Raw genomic sequence first — 17,100 nt, forward strand, 5'->3', positions numbered from 1 at the left:
CGTCAGATCTCGGTCCACGCCATGACCAGCAGGACCAACCGCCAACTCTACGACACGTGCGGGTGCCACCCAAAATCGAGGCACCTCACGCACCCGAGGCGTCCTCCAGGCGCTCGGCGAGCTTCGCGCGGCCGGCCTGCACCTGGCCGAGGACCTTGCCGAGGTCGATCTCGAAGTCGGCCAGCCGCCGGTCGCAGTAGTCGTCGGCGTCGCGGCGCAGGCCGTCGGCGACCTGCTCCGCCTCCGCGACGATCTCCTGCGCGCGTGCCCGGGCATCCACGACGACCTGCTCGGCGTCCACCAGGGCTGCCGCCCGCACGCGGGCATCGGCCACGATCGCGTCGGCCTCGGCCTGCGCGGCGGCCCGCGCCGAGTCCGCGTCCGCAAGCACGGCGTCCGCCCGCGTGATCTGGGTGGGCAGCACGTCGCGCGCCTGGTCGACGAGGTCGAGCAGCTCCGCGCGGTTCACGAGCACGGACGACGACATGGGCATGGCCCGTGCGTGCGTCACGGCGGCACCGATCGCGTCCAGCACGCCCGTGAGGCCCTCGGGGCGGGTCGTGGGCTCCTGTTCGGTCATCGTCAGCTCCTCGTCGTCGATCGGGCGAGCGCGTCCCGGACTGCCTCGGCGACACCCGCCGGCACGAGGTCGTCGACCGGCCCGCCGAACCGGGCCACGTCCTTGACCAGCGACGACGCGACGTGCGCCAGCGACGGGTCACCCACCACGAACACCGTCTCCACACCGGACAGATGCCGGTTCATGAGCGCCATCGGCAGCTCTGCGTCGAAGTCCGCACCGCTGCGCAGGCCCTTGACCACGGCGCCCGCGCCGACGTCCGCGACGAAGTCCGCGAGCAGCCCGTCGACCGCCTCGACGCGGACGCCGGGCACCTCAGCAAGCGCCTTGCGGGCCAGCGCGACACGCTCGTCGGACGTCAGCAGCGCGGTCTTCGCGGAGTTCCGTGCGACGCCGACGACGACCTCGTCGAACAGGGCCGACGCACGTCGCACGACGTCCACGTGGCCGAGGGTGATCGGGTCGAAGGACCCCGGGCAGACGGCGATGGTCACGTCGCCAGGGTAGGCCAGCGTCCGCGGAGCGCCTGCGCAAGCCCCGTCGGGCCTGGTCAGGGCCGCGTCGTCGCGCCATGCTCGACCGCATGCCCGAGACCCCGCACGTCCGGACGGCCACCCCCGACGACGCACCCGCGATCCGCACCGTGCTGGCCCTCGGGTTCCGCGACAACCCGATGATCCGGTGGGCGCTGCCGGACGACCCGACGCGCACCGAGGCGTGCGCCGCCTGGCTCGGACCCTCGGTCGACCGCTACCTCGCGCTGGGACGGGTGCACGTCGCCGTCGACGGCGGTCGTGTCGTCGGCGTCGCCGCATGGCGGCTGCACGGCGTCGACCCCGCGCTCCACCCGGTCACGGCCTCGCTGCCGACGCCCGCAGGAGCGCTGGCGCTGCTCGTCGGTGCGGCCCGTGCGACGGAGATCCTCACGGCGTTGGGTCGGGCATCGACGGCATCCGCCCCGGCCGCACCCGCCGACTACCTCAACTACCTCGTGGTGGCGCCGGACGAGCAGGGGCGCGGCATCGGCGGGGACCTCGTCCGTGCCGGCGTCCTGGAGTCCGACGCGCTCGCTCGCGACACGTGGCTGTGCACCACCGACCCCCGGAACCACGCCTTCTACGCCCGCCTCGGCTACGTCGAGCTCGGACGGCACGAGCTGGCGCCCGGCGGTCCCGGCCTGGTCGCGCTGGGACGCCCTCAGTCCGCGGCGGGTGCGGGTGGGGCGTCCACCACGGTGTCCGGCTCCGCGAACCACACGACCGTGTCGCCGTAGGCGCGGCGGTCGAACCGCACCATCCCCTCGGGCCAGCGCGGTTCGGGCGCGCGACGCGACCGCTCGACCGCCAGCACGGCACCGTCGTCCAGCACGCCAGGGAGAGCGAGGGCACCCAGGACGGCGCCCAGGTCGTCGTCCGTGAGGTCGTAGGGCGGGTCGACGAGCACCAGGCCCCACGGCGCGGCGACCGTCCGCTGCACGAACCGCTCGGCCTGCTCGGCCGACACGGTGACCACCTCACCGAGCCCCAGCGTCGCCACGTTGCGCCGGCACACCGCCGCGGCGTCCCGGCCCGACTCCACCAGCGTCACGTGTACCGCCCCGCGGCTCGCCGCCTCGAGGCCGAGCGCGCCGGACCCGGCGTAGAGGTCGAGGACACGGACACCGCTCACGACGTGGAGGTGCTCCAGCCGCGAGAACAGCGCCTCGCGGACACGTTCGCTCGTCGGCCGCGTGCCCCTGCGGGGCACCTCGAGCGTGCGGCCGCCTGAGCTTCCCGCGACGATGCGGGTCATGGTCGCGGAGGACGCGCCGAGCCGGTCGGTCCCGTCGAGCCCGGCTGCTCGGTCTGCTCCATGAGCCGCTCCAGCAACGAGCCCGTGCGGATCGACGACGCGAGCGTCACGGCGATGACGGCGAGCACGACCTGGGCGAACAGCAGCGGCGTGTTGACGGTCCTCAGCAGGAGCGCGATCCACAGGGGCAGCAGGCCGAGCACGACGACGTCCGGCCCGCGGGCGAGCACGCTGCCGACACCGGTGGGCAGCGCACCGAACGGCGTGGACACGAGGGCACCTCCCCAGTCGGGAGCAGGGCGGTACGACGAGCGCACGGCGCCCGCTGCCCACACGGGCGTGGTGGCCAGGCCGAGGGCCAGCCAGCCGGCCAGGTCCCCGGCCCAACGACCGACCGCCAGGAACACGACGATCGACCACAGCAGCATCGCGATCGCAGGCACGACCATGCGGAGCCGCCGGACCTCCTTCGCCTCCAGCGGGAGCAGCCGGTCCAGGACGGGAGCCATCTCCGCCCGACGCGCGCCCTCCCCCGTCGCGCTCATGGCGACGTACCCGGACACGAGCACGGCGAGCAGCACCCCGGCGGGACTGGCCAGCTGCGGGACGGTGCTGGCCAGCACGGGCACCAGGGCCGCGACCACGAGCTGCACCACGTGCCGTGCGGAGCGCCGCAGCACGACGACGTCCGCCGTCACCAGGGCCGACGCCGGGCCGCGGGCCGTCCGCAGGCGGGACACCCACCGCCGCGCCGAGGGCGCCGCGCCGTCGGTGAGCGCGCGCCCGAGCTCCCGCGAGTCCATCGACACGACGGCGCCGACGGCCTGGGAGGCGACGGACCCGCTCTCGCGCAACGACCGTCCCGGCATCCGGCCCAGACGGCGGTCGACGAGCAGGACGAGCGCGACGACGAGCACCGCCAGCCCGACGACCAGCACCCACGGCGGTCCCGGCAGGGCGTCGAGGTCCCACCCGAGCGCCGCGAGGGCGACGGCGGACACCGGAGCAGCGACGAGGAGCAGGTCGCCGAGGAGCGCAGTCGTCCGCCGGGGGACGCCGACCGACTGCAGGACGCCCGCGAGGAGCACGATCGCCGCCGCCGCGAGCGCCGACGCCAGCCCGACCCGGACCAGGCGTCCGCCGGTGTCGCTCAGGAGCCCGGCGTCGAGCAGCGTCACGACGACCGCCCCGACGAGCGCGGCCACGACCGGCAGCCGGCGCGCCGCGGGGCGGAGCAGACCTCGGCGGTCCACCGGCAGGCTCAACCACCACGCCGCCTCAGCGCCGCCGGCCCCCACCGGACCCAGCCGCCCGGCCAGGGACAGCAGGACCCCGGCGAGGGCTACCAGGATCACGACGACCAGCGCGGCGAGGCTCAGGCCCTGCGGGGGTGCCACGTCCGGCGCCGGCGGCAGGGCCACGCGCATCGCCTGGGCGAAGCCCAGAGCGATGCCGATGCTGATCGCCACCGAGATCACCGCGTAGTAGATGTCCGACATGAGCGAGCCGAGGCTCGCGCCACCGCGCGCGTTGCCCGCCTGCGCGGTGAACCTGCGGATCGAGCGCGCGGGCGGGACCGCACCGACGTCGAAGGGCTGGACCGCGGGCTCTGCGTGGTCGGAGGGCTCGTCGGGCCCCGGGTGCTCGCCGGCCTCCGCGGCAGCGGCCGAGATGTCGCCGGCGGTGTCGGCGGGGCCCTCGCTCACGGGTTCTCCCGGCTGATGACCTGCGCCGCGTCGGACGGCGACATCACCCTCGAGACGTCGTCCGCCACGACGACGGCGCGGTCCGCGACGGCACGGAGCAGCTCGGCGTCATGGGTGGCGAGCAGCACCGACCCACCGGCGCGCTTCTCCTCCACCAGCCGGGCCGCCAGGCGGTCCCGCATCGCCTTGTCGAGCCGCTGCTCCGGCTCGTCGAGCACCAGCAGCGACCGCGGCCGCACGAACCCCGCGGCCAGCAGCAGGCGGCGGCGCTGCCCGGACGACAGGGAGACCGGCAGCGAGCGCGCGTGGTCGGTCAGCCCGAACTCGGCGAGCAGCTCTGCCACCACGTCGTCGGCGCCACGCACCCCGTGCCCGCGCGCCGTGAGGTAGAGGTGCTCCGAGACCGTGAGGGCCGGGAAGTACGCGTCGTCGTCGAGCACGCTCGCCACCTGCCGGCGGAATCCGACGTCCCGCTCGTCGACAGCGCCGCCGAGAACCTGCAACGACCCGGACACGGGTTCGAGGAGCCCGATCACGGCCCGGAGCACCGTCGACTTGCCGGAGCCGTTCGCCCCCACGAGCGCGACGGCCTTCCCCGGCGCCAGGGTGAACGACACGGGGGCGCACACGGGTGCCCCGCCGTAGCCGACGAGCAGGTCCTGGGCGCGTACGACGGGCTTCGACACGTCCGTCAGGGTAGCCGCGACCGATGCCGGCCTCGCACCGTTCGCGGCACGACCCGTCCAGGGGGCGTCGGCGGGCCGTCGGCGGGCGGACCGTGCGCCGGCGCCCGGGTCAGGCACGGTCGAGGAACTCGTCCCGGTCACCGGCGAGCATCGTGTCGATCGCGGCCTGCAGCGGCGGCCAGCCCGCGAGCTCCGGATCCTCGTCCACGAGCGCGCGAGCGTCCTGCCGCGCCCGTTCGATGACCTCCGCGTCCCGCGTCACGCGCAGCAGCCGCAGCGACGACGACCCGCCCCACTGGGACGCGCCGAGCACGTCGCCCTCTCCGCGCTGCTCCAGGTCGAAGGTCGCGAGCTCGAACCCGTCCGACGTGCTGGCCAGCTTCTCGAGCCGCGCCGCCGCGGGCGTGCCGTCCGGCGCGGACGACACCAGCAGGCACACGCCCGGCGCGCTCCCGCGACCGATCCGTCCCCGCAGCTGGTGGAGCTGCGACACGCCGAACCGGTCCGCGTCGAGAACGACCATCACGGTCGCCTCCGGGACGTCCACGCCGACCTCGACGACGGTCGTGGACACGAGCACGGGCAGCCGACCGCGCGAGAACTCGGCCAGCGCCCGGTCCTTGTCCTCCGGCGGCATCCGGCCGTGCAGCGTGCCGACCTCGACACCCGCGAGCGCGGGCAGGGCGCGGAGCTCCTCGGCCACCTCGAGCACCGCCCGCAGCGGCGCCCGGGCGGACCCGGCGTCCTCGTCGGCCAGGGCCACGTCGTCGTCCGGCGCCACCGCCTCGTCGCCGTCGATCCGCGCGCAGACCACGTACGCCCGTCCCCCGCGGTCGACCTCCTCGCGGACCCGCTGCCAGGTCCGGTCGAGCCAGCCCGGCCGTTCGGCGGGGACCACGTGCGTGGTGACTCCGCTGCGCCCGGCGGGCACCTCGCGCAGCACGGACGTCTCGAGGTCGCCGAACACCGTCATCGCGACCGTGCGCGGGATCGGCGTGGCCGTCATGACGAGCAGGTGCGGCGACGTGGCGGCCTTCGCGCGCAGCGTGTCACGCTGCTCGACGCCGAACTTGTGCTGCTCGTCGACGACCACGAGGCCCAGGTCGGCGAACTGCACCGTGGCGGACAGCAGGGCGTGCGTGCCGACGACGATGCCGGCCGCTCCACCCGCGGCGTCGAGCAGGGCTGCCCGCTTGACGGCCGCCGGCTGTGAGCCGGTCAGCAACGCCACCCTGGTGCCGATCTCGGCTCCGCCGAGCATGCCGCCCTCCGCGAGGTCGCCGAGCAGGGCACGCAACGACCGGGCGTGCTGCGCGGCGAGGACCTCCGTCGGGGCCAGCAGCGCCGCCTGGCCGCCACCGTCGACGACCTGGAGCATCGCGCGCAGCGCCACGACGGTCTTGCCCGAGCCCACCTCGCCCTGCAGCAACCGCTGCATCGGCACCGCGCCGGACAGCTCACCGGAGATCTGTTCGCCGACCTCACGCTGACCGGCGGTCAGCTCGAACGGGAGGCGCGCGTCGAAGGCGTCGAGCAGCCCGCCGAGGACGCGCGGCCGGGCAGTGGCAGGCTCGGCGGCGGCCCTCGCCCGGCGCCGAGCCAGCTCGGCCTGCAGCACGAACGCCTCCTCGAACCGCAGGCGCGCCCGTCCCCGTCGCCAGTCGGCCTCCGTGCGGGGCTCGTGCACGTCCTGGAGCGCCTGCCGACGGGAACCGAGGCGACGTGCCTCCCGGACCGCCGGCGGCACGGGGTCCTCGACGTCGCTCTCGGTGAGCGGGCCGAGCACCGTCCGGACGGCGCGGCCGATCTTGGTCGTGTCGAGCCCCGCGACGGCGCGGTACACGGGCCGGGGCCACTCGGCCCGCTCGACGGCCTGCCGCTCGCCCTCGCTGTCGTCGTCGAACATCTCGTACGTGGGATGGGCGAGCTGTGGCCGGCCGCCGAACTCGCCGATCTGGCCGGAGAACAGCCCCCGACGGCCCGGCCGCAGGAGCGCCTCGTGGTGCCGGGTGGCACCGAAGAAGATGAGCTGGAGCGTGCGCGTGCCGTCCGTGATCTGGACCTCGAGCCGGGCCGCGTGGGTGGTCCGCGCGCGACGGACCACCGCCTGGCGCACCTCGGCGACGATCGCGACGTCCTCCCCGACGGCGAGACCAGCGATGTCGGTCAGCGTGCCGGCGTCGGCGTACCGCCACGGGTAGTGGCGCAGCAGGTCGCCGACCGTCCGGATGCCGAGGGCGGCGAACGGCTTGGCGGACCGGGGTACGACGGACGTCACCGGCTCGTCGAGGTACCCGCGCGAGGGCTCCACGCCGTCGGCGTACCGGACGCCCGGCCCGGTGGACCGCGCGGCCATCAGTCCAGTCCCACGAGGAACGCGGGCCCCTGACCCGTCGGGCCGACGAGCACCGGCTCGACGCCGTCGGTCCGGGCGGCCAGCAGTGCGACGAGCGCATCGACGGTCGCCGGCTCGACGGTGTCGCGGTGGACCACCGTCAGGCTCAGGTCGCCGGGCCGGCTCTCGGCGCGGAGGAACGCCTCGACACCCGGGACCAGGTCGTCGTCGACCGTCGCGGCGCGGACCCGGCCGAGGGCCACGGCTGCCGCGTGCGCGGCCGACGGGGCCGCGGACCCGGCGAACGCCAACGTGGCGACCACGGTGCGGAGCGCGTCACCCGCGTCGAGCACCTGGACGACCGGGGCCCGCCCTGACGCGTGGATGCCGGACAGCACGTCCGCGCCGACGGCGCCGCCGGGCAGCACGGCCACGTTCGCCGCCCCGGTGTCCGTGACGGCCCGCGCGAGGTGCGCCGCGGTGACCGGCGTCTCCGGGCACCGCACCACGGCGACCGCTCCGGCGGTCGCGTACCAGGCGGCGAGCGCCGGCGACGCCGTGCAGGCCACCAGACCCCAGCGACCCGGCTCGCCGGTGAGGCCGGACGACCCGTGCGGGGAGTCGACGAGGCGCACGACGACCTGCTCGCGGGCCCCGACGGCGGCTTGCGACACGGCTCGCTCGGGATCGTCGGTGTGCACGTGCACGTGCCACCATCCGTCGGCACCGACCACCGCGACGGAGTCCCCGACCACGTGCATCCGCTCCCGGAGGTCGGCGCCGAGGTCCCCGACGGCACCGCCGGTCGACCGCACCAGGAGCATCACCTCGAAGGAGCCGCCCGGGGCCGCGACGCCGTCCACGACGCCGGGCCTGCCCGGGAGCCATGCCGGCACCACCCCGGACGAGTGCTCACCGCGCCCGGCGACGGCGAGCTCGTCGAGGATCACGAGCAGGGCGCACGCGCCGGCGTCGAGCACGTGCGCTCGACGCAGCACCGGGTGCTCGGCGCTGATCCTCGCGAGACCGCGGTGCGCGTCCATGACGACTGCCTCGAGAAGGACACCCAGTGACGCGCCCTCCGCAGCGGCGCGGACCGCGCGGGCGCCGACCTCGTCGGCGAGAGTGAGGACCGTGCCTTCCTGGGGGTCGGCGACCGCACCCCGGGCGGCGCTGGCGGCCGCGGCGAGCGCGTGGGCGACGTCCGACGGCCCCGCCACGTCGGGCAGCGCGGCAGCGAAGCCCGCGAGGTACTGGCTCACGATCACGCCCGAGTTTCCCCGGGCCGCGAGCATCGCACCGTGCGCGAACGCCCGCGCGACGTCGGCGGCGGAGCCGTGGGCCGGCACGGCGCCCACGGCGGCCACTCCCCCGTCGACCGTGAGCAGGACGTTGGTGCCGGTGTCGCCGTCGGCGACGGGGAACACGTTCACCGCGTCGATGCGCTCACGCGCCGAGTCGAGCGTCGCCCGGGCACCCGACGCCCAGGCGCGCACCACTGCCGCGTCGAGCTGCTCCACCAGACCTCCGTCGTCGCACCGAGGCCCGGACGCCTCTGCGGACACCCTGCCCGATATCACCGACACGCACACCCACCGCCGCCGCCGACCGGGGCGTCTGTCGGCGTGCGGTGGCGTGCGGCGACGCCGCCTTCCGAGGCCCATTTGGGGTGCCGTGGAGGCATGGGCTAGTCTTGACCGGTTGCCCGGAGGACTTCGGGCACAGGTGGCGCACGACGGAGCCTGAGAGGGCACGCTCAGCGCCCCGCCCCCGACTTCGCCGCGACCCGCGGCGTGCCCGTACAGCATCGGGGCCGACGCGTCGGCCCCGGCCGAACCGCAAGAACACAGGAGAAGACCGTGGCTGCCAACTGCGACGTCTGCGCCAAGGGCCCGAGCTTCGGGCACAGCATCTCGCACTCGCACGTGCGCACGAAGCGCCGCTGGAACCCGAACATCCAGCGCGTGCGCGCGGTGGTGGCGGGCACTCCGAAGCGACTCAACGTCTGCACCTCGTGCCTCAAGGCCGGCAAGGTCCAGCGCGCCGTCTGACGCACCACCACAGCGTTGCCGTAGGCCCGTGAGGTATTCGCCTCACGGGCCTTCGCGCTGCCCGGGGCGTGTGGCATGGTGACCCCATGATCGAGCAGCTCGACGACGTGACGATCCGGCCCGCGGGCGAGGCCGACGCCGCGGGCATCGCCGGCGTGCACGTCCGTTCCTGGCAGGAGGCCTACGCAGGCATCGTGCCGGACGGGTACCTGGACTCCCTCGACGCGCAGGCGCGGACCGCCGACTGGACACGTTTCCTGCGCTCCGGGCCCACGGACAACGTGAGCACCTGGGTCGCCGAGGCAGGACCTCAGATCGTCGGGTTCGTGAGCCTCGGCCCGGCCCGCGACGAGGACGCGGGCCGCGGCGACCGTGAGATCTACTCGATCTACCTCGATCCCGGCGTCTGGGGTCACGGCGTGGCGCGCGACCTGATGCGCACGGTGATCGGCGAGGCCGGTGAGCGCACCCGGCTCTCGCTCTGGGTCCTGGCGGCCAACGAGCGCGCCCGCCACTTCTACCGTCGGCACGGCTTCCAGGCCGACGGCGTCGAGCGGTACGACGAGCTCGGCGGCGCGGAGCTCCTCGAGGTCCGGTACCGCCGAGGCTGATCCCGGCGCCGGGCCGGCAAGCGTGCCGACCCTGCTCGATGTCGCCGGCGTCAGCCGGCGAAGTGGTCCCAGCCCGGCGGAACCGTCGGGGTCCGCCCTGCCACGAGGACCCCGGACCCCGCGCGCACCGTCCCCACCGCCCGGAACGCTGCAGGGAGCACCGCGTCCGCCGGGAACGTGGCCAGCAGCCCGTGGTCCTCTCCGCCTCCGAGGACCCACTCGGTGGGATCCGCCCCCACGGCCGCGGCGGCGGGCGCCAGCGCCGCGAGGTCGGTGGCGAACGAGACCGCGGGGTCGTCCAGGTCCACCTGCACCCCGCTGGCCCGTGCGAGGCGACCCGCGTCCCGCAGCAGCCCGTCCGACACGTCGAGCATCGCCCCGGCGCCGGCGACGGCCGCGGCAGGACCGGCAGCGAGCGGGGAGACGGGTCGCAGATAGGCACCGACGGCCGCCGGGTCGGCAGCGCCCAGCCCGGCATGGAGGAGCGCGAGCCCCGCGGCGGACCTGCCGCAGGTGCCGGCGTGCGCCACGACGTCCCCGGGCCGGGCACCCGAGCGGAGCACGGGCTGTCGCCCCTCCAGGTCTCCGTGCGCCGTGACGGCCACGACGACCACCGGTCCTCCGGACAGGTCTCCCCCCACCACGCCCACGCCCAGCGGACCGCACACCGCGCCGAGCCCCCGGGCGAGCCCCTCCACCCAGGCGACAGGCAGGTCGCCGGGGACGGCGAGAGCCACCACGAGGCTCGTGGGCCGGGCACCCATCGCCGCCACGTCGGCGAGGTTCTGCACGGCCGCCCGGCGCCCGACGTCCTCCCCGCTCGACCAGGCGCGCCGGAAGTGCCGGTCCTCGACGAGCACGTCGGTCGTGACGACCACCCGCCCGTCGGGAGCCAGCACCACGGCGGCGTCGTCGCCGGGGGGTACCAGCGTGCCCGTCCCGGTCGGCAGGTGCGGGAAGATCCGCGCGAGCAGCTGCTCCTCCGAGAGGTCGGACACGCGAGGTTGGTCGTCCACGCCGCCACCGTAGACGCCGGCGATCCGCCCCCGCTCGCATCGTGGGCCGTCTCACGTCGGTCACCGACCGACGGCTGCCGGGGGTCGGGGCCGGTCGCGCTACCGTGACGTGTGCCCCGGACCAGACGCCATCCGAAGCGGCCGGCGGGCCGTGCGCTGCTCGGAGCCGCTGCCTGCGCCGCCCTGCTCGCGGGGTGCACCAGCGCCGTACCCGTGACGGTCGCGCCGCACGCGACGGACCCGGTGTGCGCGAGCGTCGTCCTCGCCACGCCGGACTCCCTCGGGGACGGCCTGCCGCGCCGGGACACCACCAGCCAGGCCACGACGGCCTGGGGCGACCCCGCACACCCGGTGGTGCTGCGGTGCGGGGTGGAGCCGCTGGGCCCGACGACGGAGCACTGCGTCACGGTCGCCACACCCGGCGGCACGTCGGTCGACTGGGTGGCCGTGGCGGACGACCCGGAGCACGAGACCACCAGCGCGTGGACGTTCACCACCTATGGTCGCGAGCCCGCCGTCGAGGTCCAGGTACCGGCCGAGGTCGCCCAGGCGCGGTCGACGGCGTTCGTCGACGCGCTCGGCCCCGCCGTGGACCGGACGACGACGACGGGCGCCTGCCTCTGATCGTGCCTACGGGCTCAGCGCGACCGGGTAGGACGCGTCACCGCAGCCCGGTCGGCCGTGCGAGGGCGAGCGCGATGAGCTCGTCGACCAGCTCGGCGTAGGTCACCCCGCTCGCCTGCCACATCCGCGGGTACATCGAGTACGGCGTGAAGCCCGGCATGGTGTTGATCTCGTTGACGACCACGCGGCCCTCCGGCGTGACGAACACGTCGACGCGGGCGATCCCCTCGCAACCCACGGCCTCGAAGCTCCGCACCGCGGCCTCCTGGACGTCCGCGACGACGTCCGGCGCCAGGTCTGCGGGACAGGCGAGCGTGACGCCGTCCTCGTCCAGGTACTTGGCCTCGAAGTCGTAGAACGTGTGCCGCGGGTCGGTGACGACGATCTCACCCGGCAGCGAGGCACGGGGGCGTTCACCGGTGCGACCACCGAGCACACCGCACTCGACCTCCCGGCCGACGATCGCCGCCTCCACGACCACCTTCGGGTCGTGCACGCGAGCCGCGTCCACGGCGGCGGTGAGGTCCGCGAGGTCGTCGACCCGGGTGATGCCCAGGCTCGACCCCCCGCGGGCGGGCTTGACGAACAGCGGGAGCCCGAGCGCCTTGACGCGGGCGATGACGCCCTCGGGGTCCCGGTCGAGCTCACCGGGCCGGATCACCTCGAAGGGGCCGACCGGGAGCCCGTGCCCGGCGAGCACCAGCTTCATCATGTGCTTGTCCATGCCGACGGCCGACGCGAGCACGCCCGCCCCGACGTACGGGACGTCGGCGAGCTCCAGCAAGCCCTGCAGCGTGCCGTCCTCACCGAACGGACCGTGCAGCAGCGGGAACACCACGTCGACCTCGCCGACGCTCCGCGGGAGCACACCCTGCTCGAGGACCAGCACGTCCCGGTCGTCCACCGCCTGGGGCAGCAGCACGTGCGCCGCCGTGTCCTCGACCTGCGGGAGCCGTCCGTCGACGATCGCCCAGCGGTCCGGGTCGTCCTCGGCGAGCACCCACCGGCCGGCCGGCGTGATGCCGACCGCCAGCACGTCGTACCGGTCACGGTCGATGGCCCGCAGCACGCCCCCGGCCGTCGCGCAGCTGATGGAGTGCTCCCCCGACCTGCCGCCGAAGAGCACCATCACCCGCGGCCGGGCCGACCGGGGGGTGGCGGGGGCAGGCTGCTGGGAGTCGGACGTGTCGTTCATCGCGCACGACCCTACCGGCCCGAGAGTCCGCGCCGGGCGTCCTCGTGCTCCATCCGAGGCCACGCGCGTAACCTGCACGCATGCCCGAGCGCCGGTCCCTCGCACCCGCCACGTCCGTCGTCGCCGCAGGGCGGCCCGAACGACGCCAGGGCACCCCGGTGAACCCCGCCATCGTGCTGTCGTCGACGTACATGTCGCAGGGCAAGGTGCCCACGGGGGAGCACTTCTACGCGCGCGCAGGCACGGAGACCTGGCACCCGCTCGAGCAGGTCCTGGGCGTGCTGGAGGCATCGACCCGCCCCGCGCTGCTGTACTCCTCCGGGATGGCCGCGATCGCCGCGGCGATGTCGCTCGTACCGCCGGGCGGCCGCATCGTGGCGCCGAGGCACGCGTACAACGTGACGCTCGCGTACGCGCGTGACCTCGGCGAGCGCTCCCAGGTCGAGCTGACGCTCGTGGACATCGCCGACACCGACGAGGTCGTCGCGGCCGTGCGCGGCACCGACCGGCCGGCGTCGATGCTCTGGGCGGAGACACCCACGAACCCCATGCTCGAGGTCGCCGACCTGCCGGTGCTCGTCCAGGAGGCGCACGCCGTCGGAGCGCTCGTCGCGGCGGACAACACGTTCGCGACGCCGCTCGGGCAGCGCCCCCTCGAGTTCGGCACCGACGTGGTCGTGCACTCGGTCACGAAGTACCTCGCGGGTCACTCGGACGTGGTGCTCGGTGCCGCGCTCACCGACGACCGCGAGCTCCACGACCGGCTGCTGGCCTACCGGACGATGCACGGCGCGGTCGCAGGTCCCACCGAGGCATGGCTGGCGCTGCGCGGCGTCCGCACCCTGGCGCTCCGCGTGGAGCGGTCGCAGTCCAATGCCGCCGAGCTCGCACGCCGGCTCGTGGCGCACCCGGCGGTCGCTGCGGTCCGGCACCCCAGCCTGCCCACCGACCCCGGGCACGAGCGGGCCGCCCGGCTCATGCACGGCTTCGGGTCGATCATCGGCCTGCACCCGCAGGGCGGCGCCGCAGCTGCCGACGCTGTCGTCTCAGCGCTCGAGCTGTGGATGCCGGCGACCAGCCTGGGCGGCGTCGAGTCGAGCCTGGAGCGACGCCGCCGGTTCCCGCTCGAGGCGGCGACGGTGCCCGAGGACCTGCTGCGGCTGTCCGTCGGCATCGAGGACGTCGAGGATCTCTGGGCCGACCTCGACCAGGCGCTGTCGTCGCTCTGAAGTCGCGCCCCGGCAAGGTCGCCTCCCAGCGGCCGGTCGGGCCAGCCGTCGCTACGCCCGCTCGGCCTTGTGCGGGCGGGCGAGGAGCAGCGGGGCCAGCTCGTCCACGGGAAGCCCCTCGTGCAGCACCCGCACGACCGCGTGCGTGATGGGCATCTCCACGTCGAGCGACGTCGCGAGCTCGAGGACCGACCGGCAGGACTTCACACCCTCGGCGGTCCCTCCTGTGGCCGTGATCGCCTCGTCGAGCGTCATGCCGCGACCGATGTGGCCGCCGAGGGTGTGGTTGCGCGAGTCGGGCGACGCGCAGGTGGCCATCAGGTCCCCCATGCCCGCGAGCCCCGGGAACGTGTCGGCGTCGGCCCCGAGCGCGAGCCCGAGCCTCGTGATCTCGACGAGCCCCCGGGTGATGACTGTCGCCATGGTGTTGTAGCCGAGACCGCGCCCCTGCGAGATGCCCACCGCGAGGGCGATGACGTTCTTGACCGCCCCGCACAGCTCGACGCCCACGACGTCACGGTTGGTGTACGGCCTGAAGTACGACGAGGCACACGCACGGGCGACGAGCTGGGCGGTGACGTCGCTCGTCGACGCGATGACCGTCGCAGTGGGCTGCCGCCGGGCGATCTCTCGGGCCAGGTTCGGCCCCGAGACGACGGCCACCCGGTCGTGCGGGATCGCGAGCGCCTCGGCCACGACCTCGCTCATCCGCCGGTCCGTCGACAGCTCCACGCCCTTCATCAGCGAGACGGCCACCGCGTCGGGCCCGATGGCGTCCCGCAACGGCTCGAGCGTGCGTCGGGCCACCTGCGACGGCACGGCCACCGCCACGATGTCGGCGCCCGCGAGGGCCGCCCGCACGTCGGTGGTCGCCGCGACTCCGGCGGGAAGCTCGACGCCGGGCAGGTACGTCTCGTTGCGGTGCTGCTCGGTGATCTGCCGGCAGGTCTTCTCGTCCCGGCCCCACACCGTCACGGTGCACCCCGCGTCCGCCATCACCGCGGCGAACGTGGTGCCCCAGCTGCCCGCGCCCAGCACGGCGGCACGCAGCGTGCCACGGGATCCGCCCTCGGGCGGGATGACGTCCGCCGTCACAGCTCCGGCCTCGGCGCCGCGTCCCCGCCCGCGGGCTTCCCGCCGGCGGTCGGCGCCTTGCGCATGTCGTACCGGACCGCTGGGGCGCGCTCGCCGCGGACCTCCTCGAGCAGCGCCGTGATCGCGTCCATGACGCGGTCGGTCGCCTCCCGGAGCGTGGCCGTGTCCTGCGGCCGGTCGTACAGGTCGTCGAGGACCACCGGAGGCCCGGCCACCACGGTGATCTTCTTGCGCGGGATCGGCCGAAGGAGCTTCTCGTAGCGGCCCAGGAGGTTTTGAGGACCCCACTGCGCCACGGGGACCACCGGGGCGCGGGTGGCCAGCGCCAGCCGGGCCACCCCCGTCTTCGCCGTCATGGGCCACAGGTCGGGCTCGCGTGTCAGCGTCCCCTCCGGGAACACCGCGACGCACTCCCCCGCCTCGATCGCGGCCACGGCGGCGCTGAGCGACTCACCGGCCGCGGACGTGTTGCGGTGCACCGGGATCTGACCGGTCGCGTGCAGCACGCCGCGCATCACGGGAACGGTGAACAGCGACGCCTTCGCCAGGATCTTGGGGGCGAAGCCGTTGTCCCACAGGAAGTGCGCGAACGTCAGCGGGTCGATGTTCGTCATGTGGTTGCTCGCCGCGATGAACCCGCGGTCGGTGGGCATGTGCTCCGCACCTCGCCACTCACGACGGGTCATCGCTCTGAGCGGGGGGCGCACGATGTGGGCGACCACGCGGTACGCGCGGTTGGAACGAGCCGGTGGTTGCACGGGAGCCGATGCTACCGGGAGTCAGTCGCGGCTGAACTCGGCGCCGAGCGCCTCGAGCTTGCCGGTGAACCGCTCGTAGCCCCGGTCGATGAGGCTGATGCCCCGCACCGCCGACGTGCCCTTGGCGGTCAGCGCGGCGATGAGGTGGCTGAAGCCGCCCCGCAGGTCCGGCACCTCGATGTCGGACGCGGACAGCGGCGTCGGGCCGCTGATCACGGCCGAGTGGTAGAAGTTCCGCTGCCCGAACCGACAGGGCCGGCCGCCGAGGCACTCCTTGTACACCTGGATCGTGGCGCCCATGCCGACGAGCGCGTCGACGAACCCGAACCGGTTCTCGTACACCGTCTCGTGGACGATCGACAGGCCCTTAGCCTGCGTGAGCGCCACCACGAGCGGCTGCTGCCAGTCCGTCATGAACCCGGGGTGCACGTCCGTCTCGAGCTGGATCGACCGCAGGTCGCCGCCCGGGTGGTAGAACCGGATCCCGTCGTCGTCCACGGCGAACTCGCCGCCGACCTTGCGGAACGTGTTGAGGAACGTGGTCATCTCGGGCTGCGTCGCGCCACGCACGTACACGTCTCCGCCGGTGGCCAGCGCCGCGGCCGCCCAGGACGCCGCCTCGATGCGGTCGGCGAGCGCCGTGTGCTGGAACCCCACGAGCCGGTCCACGCCCTCGATGCGGATCACGCGGTCGGTGTCGACCGAGATGATCGCGCCCATCTTCTGCAGGACGTTGATGAGGTCCATGATCTCGGGCTCGATCGCGGCGTTCGCGAGCTCGGTGATGCCCTCGGCACGGACTGCCGTGAGGAGCAGCTGCTCGGTGGCGCCCACGCTCGGGTACGGCAGCGCGATCTTCGTGCCCTGCAGCCGCCGTGGGGCACGGATGTGGATGCCGTTCTCGTGCTTCTCCACCACCGCACCGAACTGCCGCAGGATGTCGAGGTGGTAGTTGATCGGCCGGTCGCCGATGCGGCAGCCGCCCAGGTCGGGGATGAACGCCTCGCCGAGCCGGTGCAGCAGCGGGCCGCAGAACAGGATCGGGATCCGGCTCGACCCGGCGTGCGCGTCGATGTCCGCCACGTGCGCCGACTCGACGTCCGTCGGGTCCAGGTGCAGCACGCCGGCGTCCGCGTCGGCGTCCACCTTGACGCCGTGCAGCTCCAGCAGACCGGTCACGACGGCGACGTCGCGGATCTGCGGCACGTTGCGCAGCACGCTCGGCGTCTCACCCAGCAGGGCGGCCACCATGGCCTTGGACACGAAGTTCTTGGCTCCGCGCACGGTGATCTCGCCCGACAAGGGGTTGCCGCCGTCGACGTACAGCAGGTCGCTCATGAACTCATCGTCTCCCACGCCCGGGTGTGCTCCTGACCGCACCGCGTCCGGCGCGCCGTCGCCGGCGCAGAACCTTCACAAGCCC

17 protein-coding genes are annotated in these 17,100 nt (G+C 74.5%); 5 read left to right on the top strand and 12 right to left on the bottom strand.

The window, feature by feature from the left end; translation table 11 throughout:
- Positions 1-85: 85 nt before the first annotated feature.
- Positions 86-580, bottom strand: coding sequence for a hypothetical protein (locus ACVW07_RS04435; protein ID WP_456818065.1), 495 nt, complete (start codon positions 578-580; stop codon positions 86-88).
- A gap of 2 nt (positions 581-582) precedes the next feature.
- On the bottom strand, positions 583-1,074 hold the full coding sequence (coaD, locus tag ACVW07_RS04440) for a pantetheine-phosphate adenylyltransferase (RefSeq protein ID WP_456818066.1): 492 nt from the start codon (positions 1,072-1,074) through the stop codon (positions 583-585).
- A gap of 89 nt (positions 1,075-1,163) precedes the next feature.
- On the opposite strand from coaD, the gene ACVW07_RS04445 reads away from it, so the two are divergent.
- A complete protein-coding gene (locus ACVW07_RS04445) occupies positions 1,164-1,853 on the top strand; it encodes a GNAT family N-acetyltransferase (protein WP_456818067.1) in 690 nt (229 codons plus the stop codon).
- Here the strand turns inward: ACVW07_RS04445 and rsmD are convergent.
- The 5 genes from rsmD to ACVW07_RS04470 all read right to left on the bottom strand — a co-directional run bounded on the left by rsmD (position 1,778) and on the right by ACVW07_RS04470 (position 8,618).
- Entirely contained in the window at positions 1,778-2,371 is a 594-nt protein-coding gene (rsmD, locus tag ACVW07_RS04450) for a 16S rRNA (guanine(966)-N(2))-methyltransferase RsmD (RefSeq protein WP_456818068.1), read from the bottom strand. The genes ACVW07_RS04445 and rsmD overlap by 76 nt on opposite strands.
- Positions 2,368-4,077 carry a DUF6297 family protein gene (locus ACVW07_RS04455; RefSeq protein WP_456818069.1) on the bottom strand — a complete coding sequence of 570 codons (1,710 nt, stop codon included), beginning with the start codon at positions 4,075-4,077 and terminating at the stop codon, positions 2,368-2,370. Before ACVW07_RS04455 ends, rsmD begins: the two co-directional genes overlap by 4 nt.
- Positions 4,074-4,763: an ABC transporter ATP-binding protein gene (locus tag ACVW07_RS04460; protein WP_456818070.1), complete on the bottom strand. Its 690-nt coding sequence runs from the start codon at positions 4,761-4,763 to the stop codon at positions 4,074-4,076. The genes ACVW07_RS04455 and ACVW07_RS04460 overlap by 4 nt, the downstream gene beginning before the upstream one ends.
- A gap of 109 nt (positions 4,764-4,872) precedes the next feature.
- Positions 4,873-7,119: an ATP-dependent DNA helicase RecG gene (locus ACVW07_RS04465; RefSeq protein WP_456818071.1), complete on the bottom strand. Its 2,247-nt coding sequence runs from the start codon at positions 7,117-7,119 to the stop codon at positions 4,873-4,875.
- Complete coding sequence (locus tag ACVW07_RS04470; protein WP_456818072.1) at positions 7,119-8,618, bottom strand: DAK2 domain-containing protein; 1,500 nt, start codon at positions 8,616-8,618, stop codon at positions 7,119-7,121. The genes ACVW07_RS04465 and ACVW07_RS04470 overlap by 1 nt, the downstream gene beginning before the upstream one ends.
- A gap of 339 nt (positions 8,619-8,957) precedes the next feature.
- Here ACVW07_RS04470 and rpmB point away from each other — a divergent pair, with 339 nt between their 5' ends.
- Positions 8,958-9,149 carry a 50S ribosomal protein L28 gene (rpmB, locus tag ACVW07_RS04475; RefSeq protein WP_029289091.1) on the top strand — a complete coding sequence of 64 codons (192 nt, stop codon included), beginning with the start codon at positions 8,958-8,960 and terminating at the stop codon, positions 9,147-9,149.
- Between the two features lie 86 nt (positions 9,150-9,235).
- A complete protein-coding gene (locus ACVW07_RS04480) occupies positions 9,236-9,760 on the top strand; it encodes an N-acetyltransferase family protein (protein WP_456818073.1) in 525 nt (174 codons plus the stop codon).
- A 50-nt stretch (positions 9,761-9,810) separates the two neighbouring features.
- Here ACVW07_RS04480 and ACVW07_RS04485 read toward each other — a convergent pair whose 3' ends face one another.
- Entirely contained in the window at positions 9,811-10,776 is a 966-nt protein-coding gene (locus ACVW07_RS04485) for a thiamine-phosphate kinase (protein ID WP_456818074.1), read from the bottom strand.
- A 111-nt stretch (positions 10,777-10,887) separates the two neighbouring features.
- On the opposite strand from ACVW07_RS04485, the gene ACVW07_RS04490 reads away from it, so the two are divergent.
- Positions 10,888-11,400: a DUF3515 family protein gene (locus ACVW07_RS04490; RefSeq protein ID WP_456818075.1), complete on the top strand. Its 513-nt coding sequence runs from the start codon at positions 10,888-10,890 to the stop codon at positions 11,398-11,400.
- Between the two features lie 37 nt (positions 11,401-11,437).
- Here the strand turns inward: ACVW07_RS04490 and ACVW07_RS04495 are convergent, their stop codons facing one another.
- The gene (locus tag ACVW07_RS04495; RefSeq protein WP_456818076.1) at positions 11,438-12,595 is read right to left on the bottom strand and encodes a D-alanine--D-alanine ligase family protein; all 1,158 of its coding nucleotides are present in this window, start codon (positions 12,593-12,595) and stop codon (positions 11,438-11,440) included.
- Positions 12,596-12,675: 80 nt separating this feature from the next.
- On the opposite strand from ACVW07_RS04495, the gene ACVW07_RS04500 reads away from it, so the two are divergent.
- The gene (locus ACVW07_RS04500; protein WP_456818077.1) at positions 12,676-13,824 is read left to right on the top strand and encodes a trans-sulfuration enzyme family protein; all 1,149 of its coding nucleotides are present in this window, start codon (positions 12,676-12,678) and stop codon (positions 13,822-13,824) included.
- 51 nt (positions 13,825-13,875) lie between these two features.
- On the opposite strand, the gene ACVW07_RS04505 is transcribed toward ACVW07_RS04500, so the two are convergent.
- From ACVW07_RS04505 to murA, 3 genes are read right to left on the bottom strand one after another with little or no spacing between them, the layout of a single operon-like run.
- Complete coding sequence (locus tag ACVW07_RS04505) at positions 13,876-14,919, bottom strand: NAD(P)H-dependent glycerol-3-phosphate dehydrogenase (protein WP_456818078.1); 1,044 nt, start codon at positions 14,917-14,919, stop codon at positions 13,876-13,878.
- Entirely contained in the window at positions 14,916-15,677 is a 762-nt protein-coding gene (locus ACVW07_RS04510; protein ID WP_456818079.1) for a lysophospholipid acyltransferase family protein, read from the bottom strand. The genes ACVW07_RS04505 and ACVW07_RS04510 overlap by 4 nt, the downstream gene beginning before the upstream one ends.
- A 21-nt stretch (positions 15,678-15,698) precedes the next feature.
- Positions 15,699-17,015, bottom strand: a complete 1,317-nt coding sequence (gene murA / locus ACVW07_RS04515; protein ID WP_456818080.1) for a UDP-N-acetylglucosamine 1-carboxyvinyltransferase — start codon at positions 17,013-17,015, stop codon at positions 15,699-15,701.
- Positions 17,016-17,100: the final 85 nt, after the last annotated feature.

It is taken from the genome of Cellulomonas sp. URHB0016, assembly GCF_054057935.1.

Coding starts and splice junctions, on each gene's coding strand:
- ACVW07_RS04435 (WP_456818065.1), bottom strand. CDS start 580: ATGACCGAACAGGAGCCCACGACCCGCCCCGAGGGCCTCACGGGCGTG.
- ACVW07_RS04445 (WP_456818067.1), top strand. CDS start 1,164: ATGCCCGAGACCCCGCACGTCCGGACGGCCACCCCCGACGACGCACCC.
- rsmD (WP_456818068.1), bottom strand. CDS start 2,371: ATGACCCGCATCGTCGCGGGAAGCTCAGGCGGCCGCACGCTCGAGGTG.
- ACVW07_RS04465 (WP_456818071.1), bottom strand. CDS start 7,119: ATGGCCGCGCGGTCCACCGGGCCGGGCGTCCGGTACGCCGACGGCGTG.
- ACVW07_RS04480 (WP_456818073.1), top strand. CDS start 9,236: ATGATCGAGCAGCTCGACGACGTGACGATCCGGCCCGCGGGCGAGGCC.
- ACVW07_RS04495 (WP_456818076.1), bottom strand. CDS start 12,595: ATGAACGACACGTCCGACTCCCAGCAGCCTGCCCCCGCCACCCCCCGG.
- ACVW07_RS04500 (WP_456818077.1), top strand. CDS start 12,676: ATGCCCGAGCGCCGGTCCCTCGCACCCGCCACGTCCGTCGTCGCCGCA.
- murA (WP_456818080.1), bottom strand. CDS start 17,015: ATGAGCGACCTGCTGTACGTCGACGGCGGCAACCCCTTGTCGGGCGAG.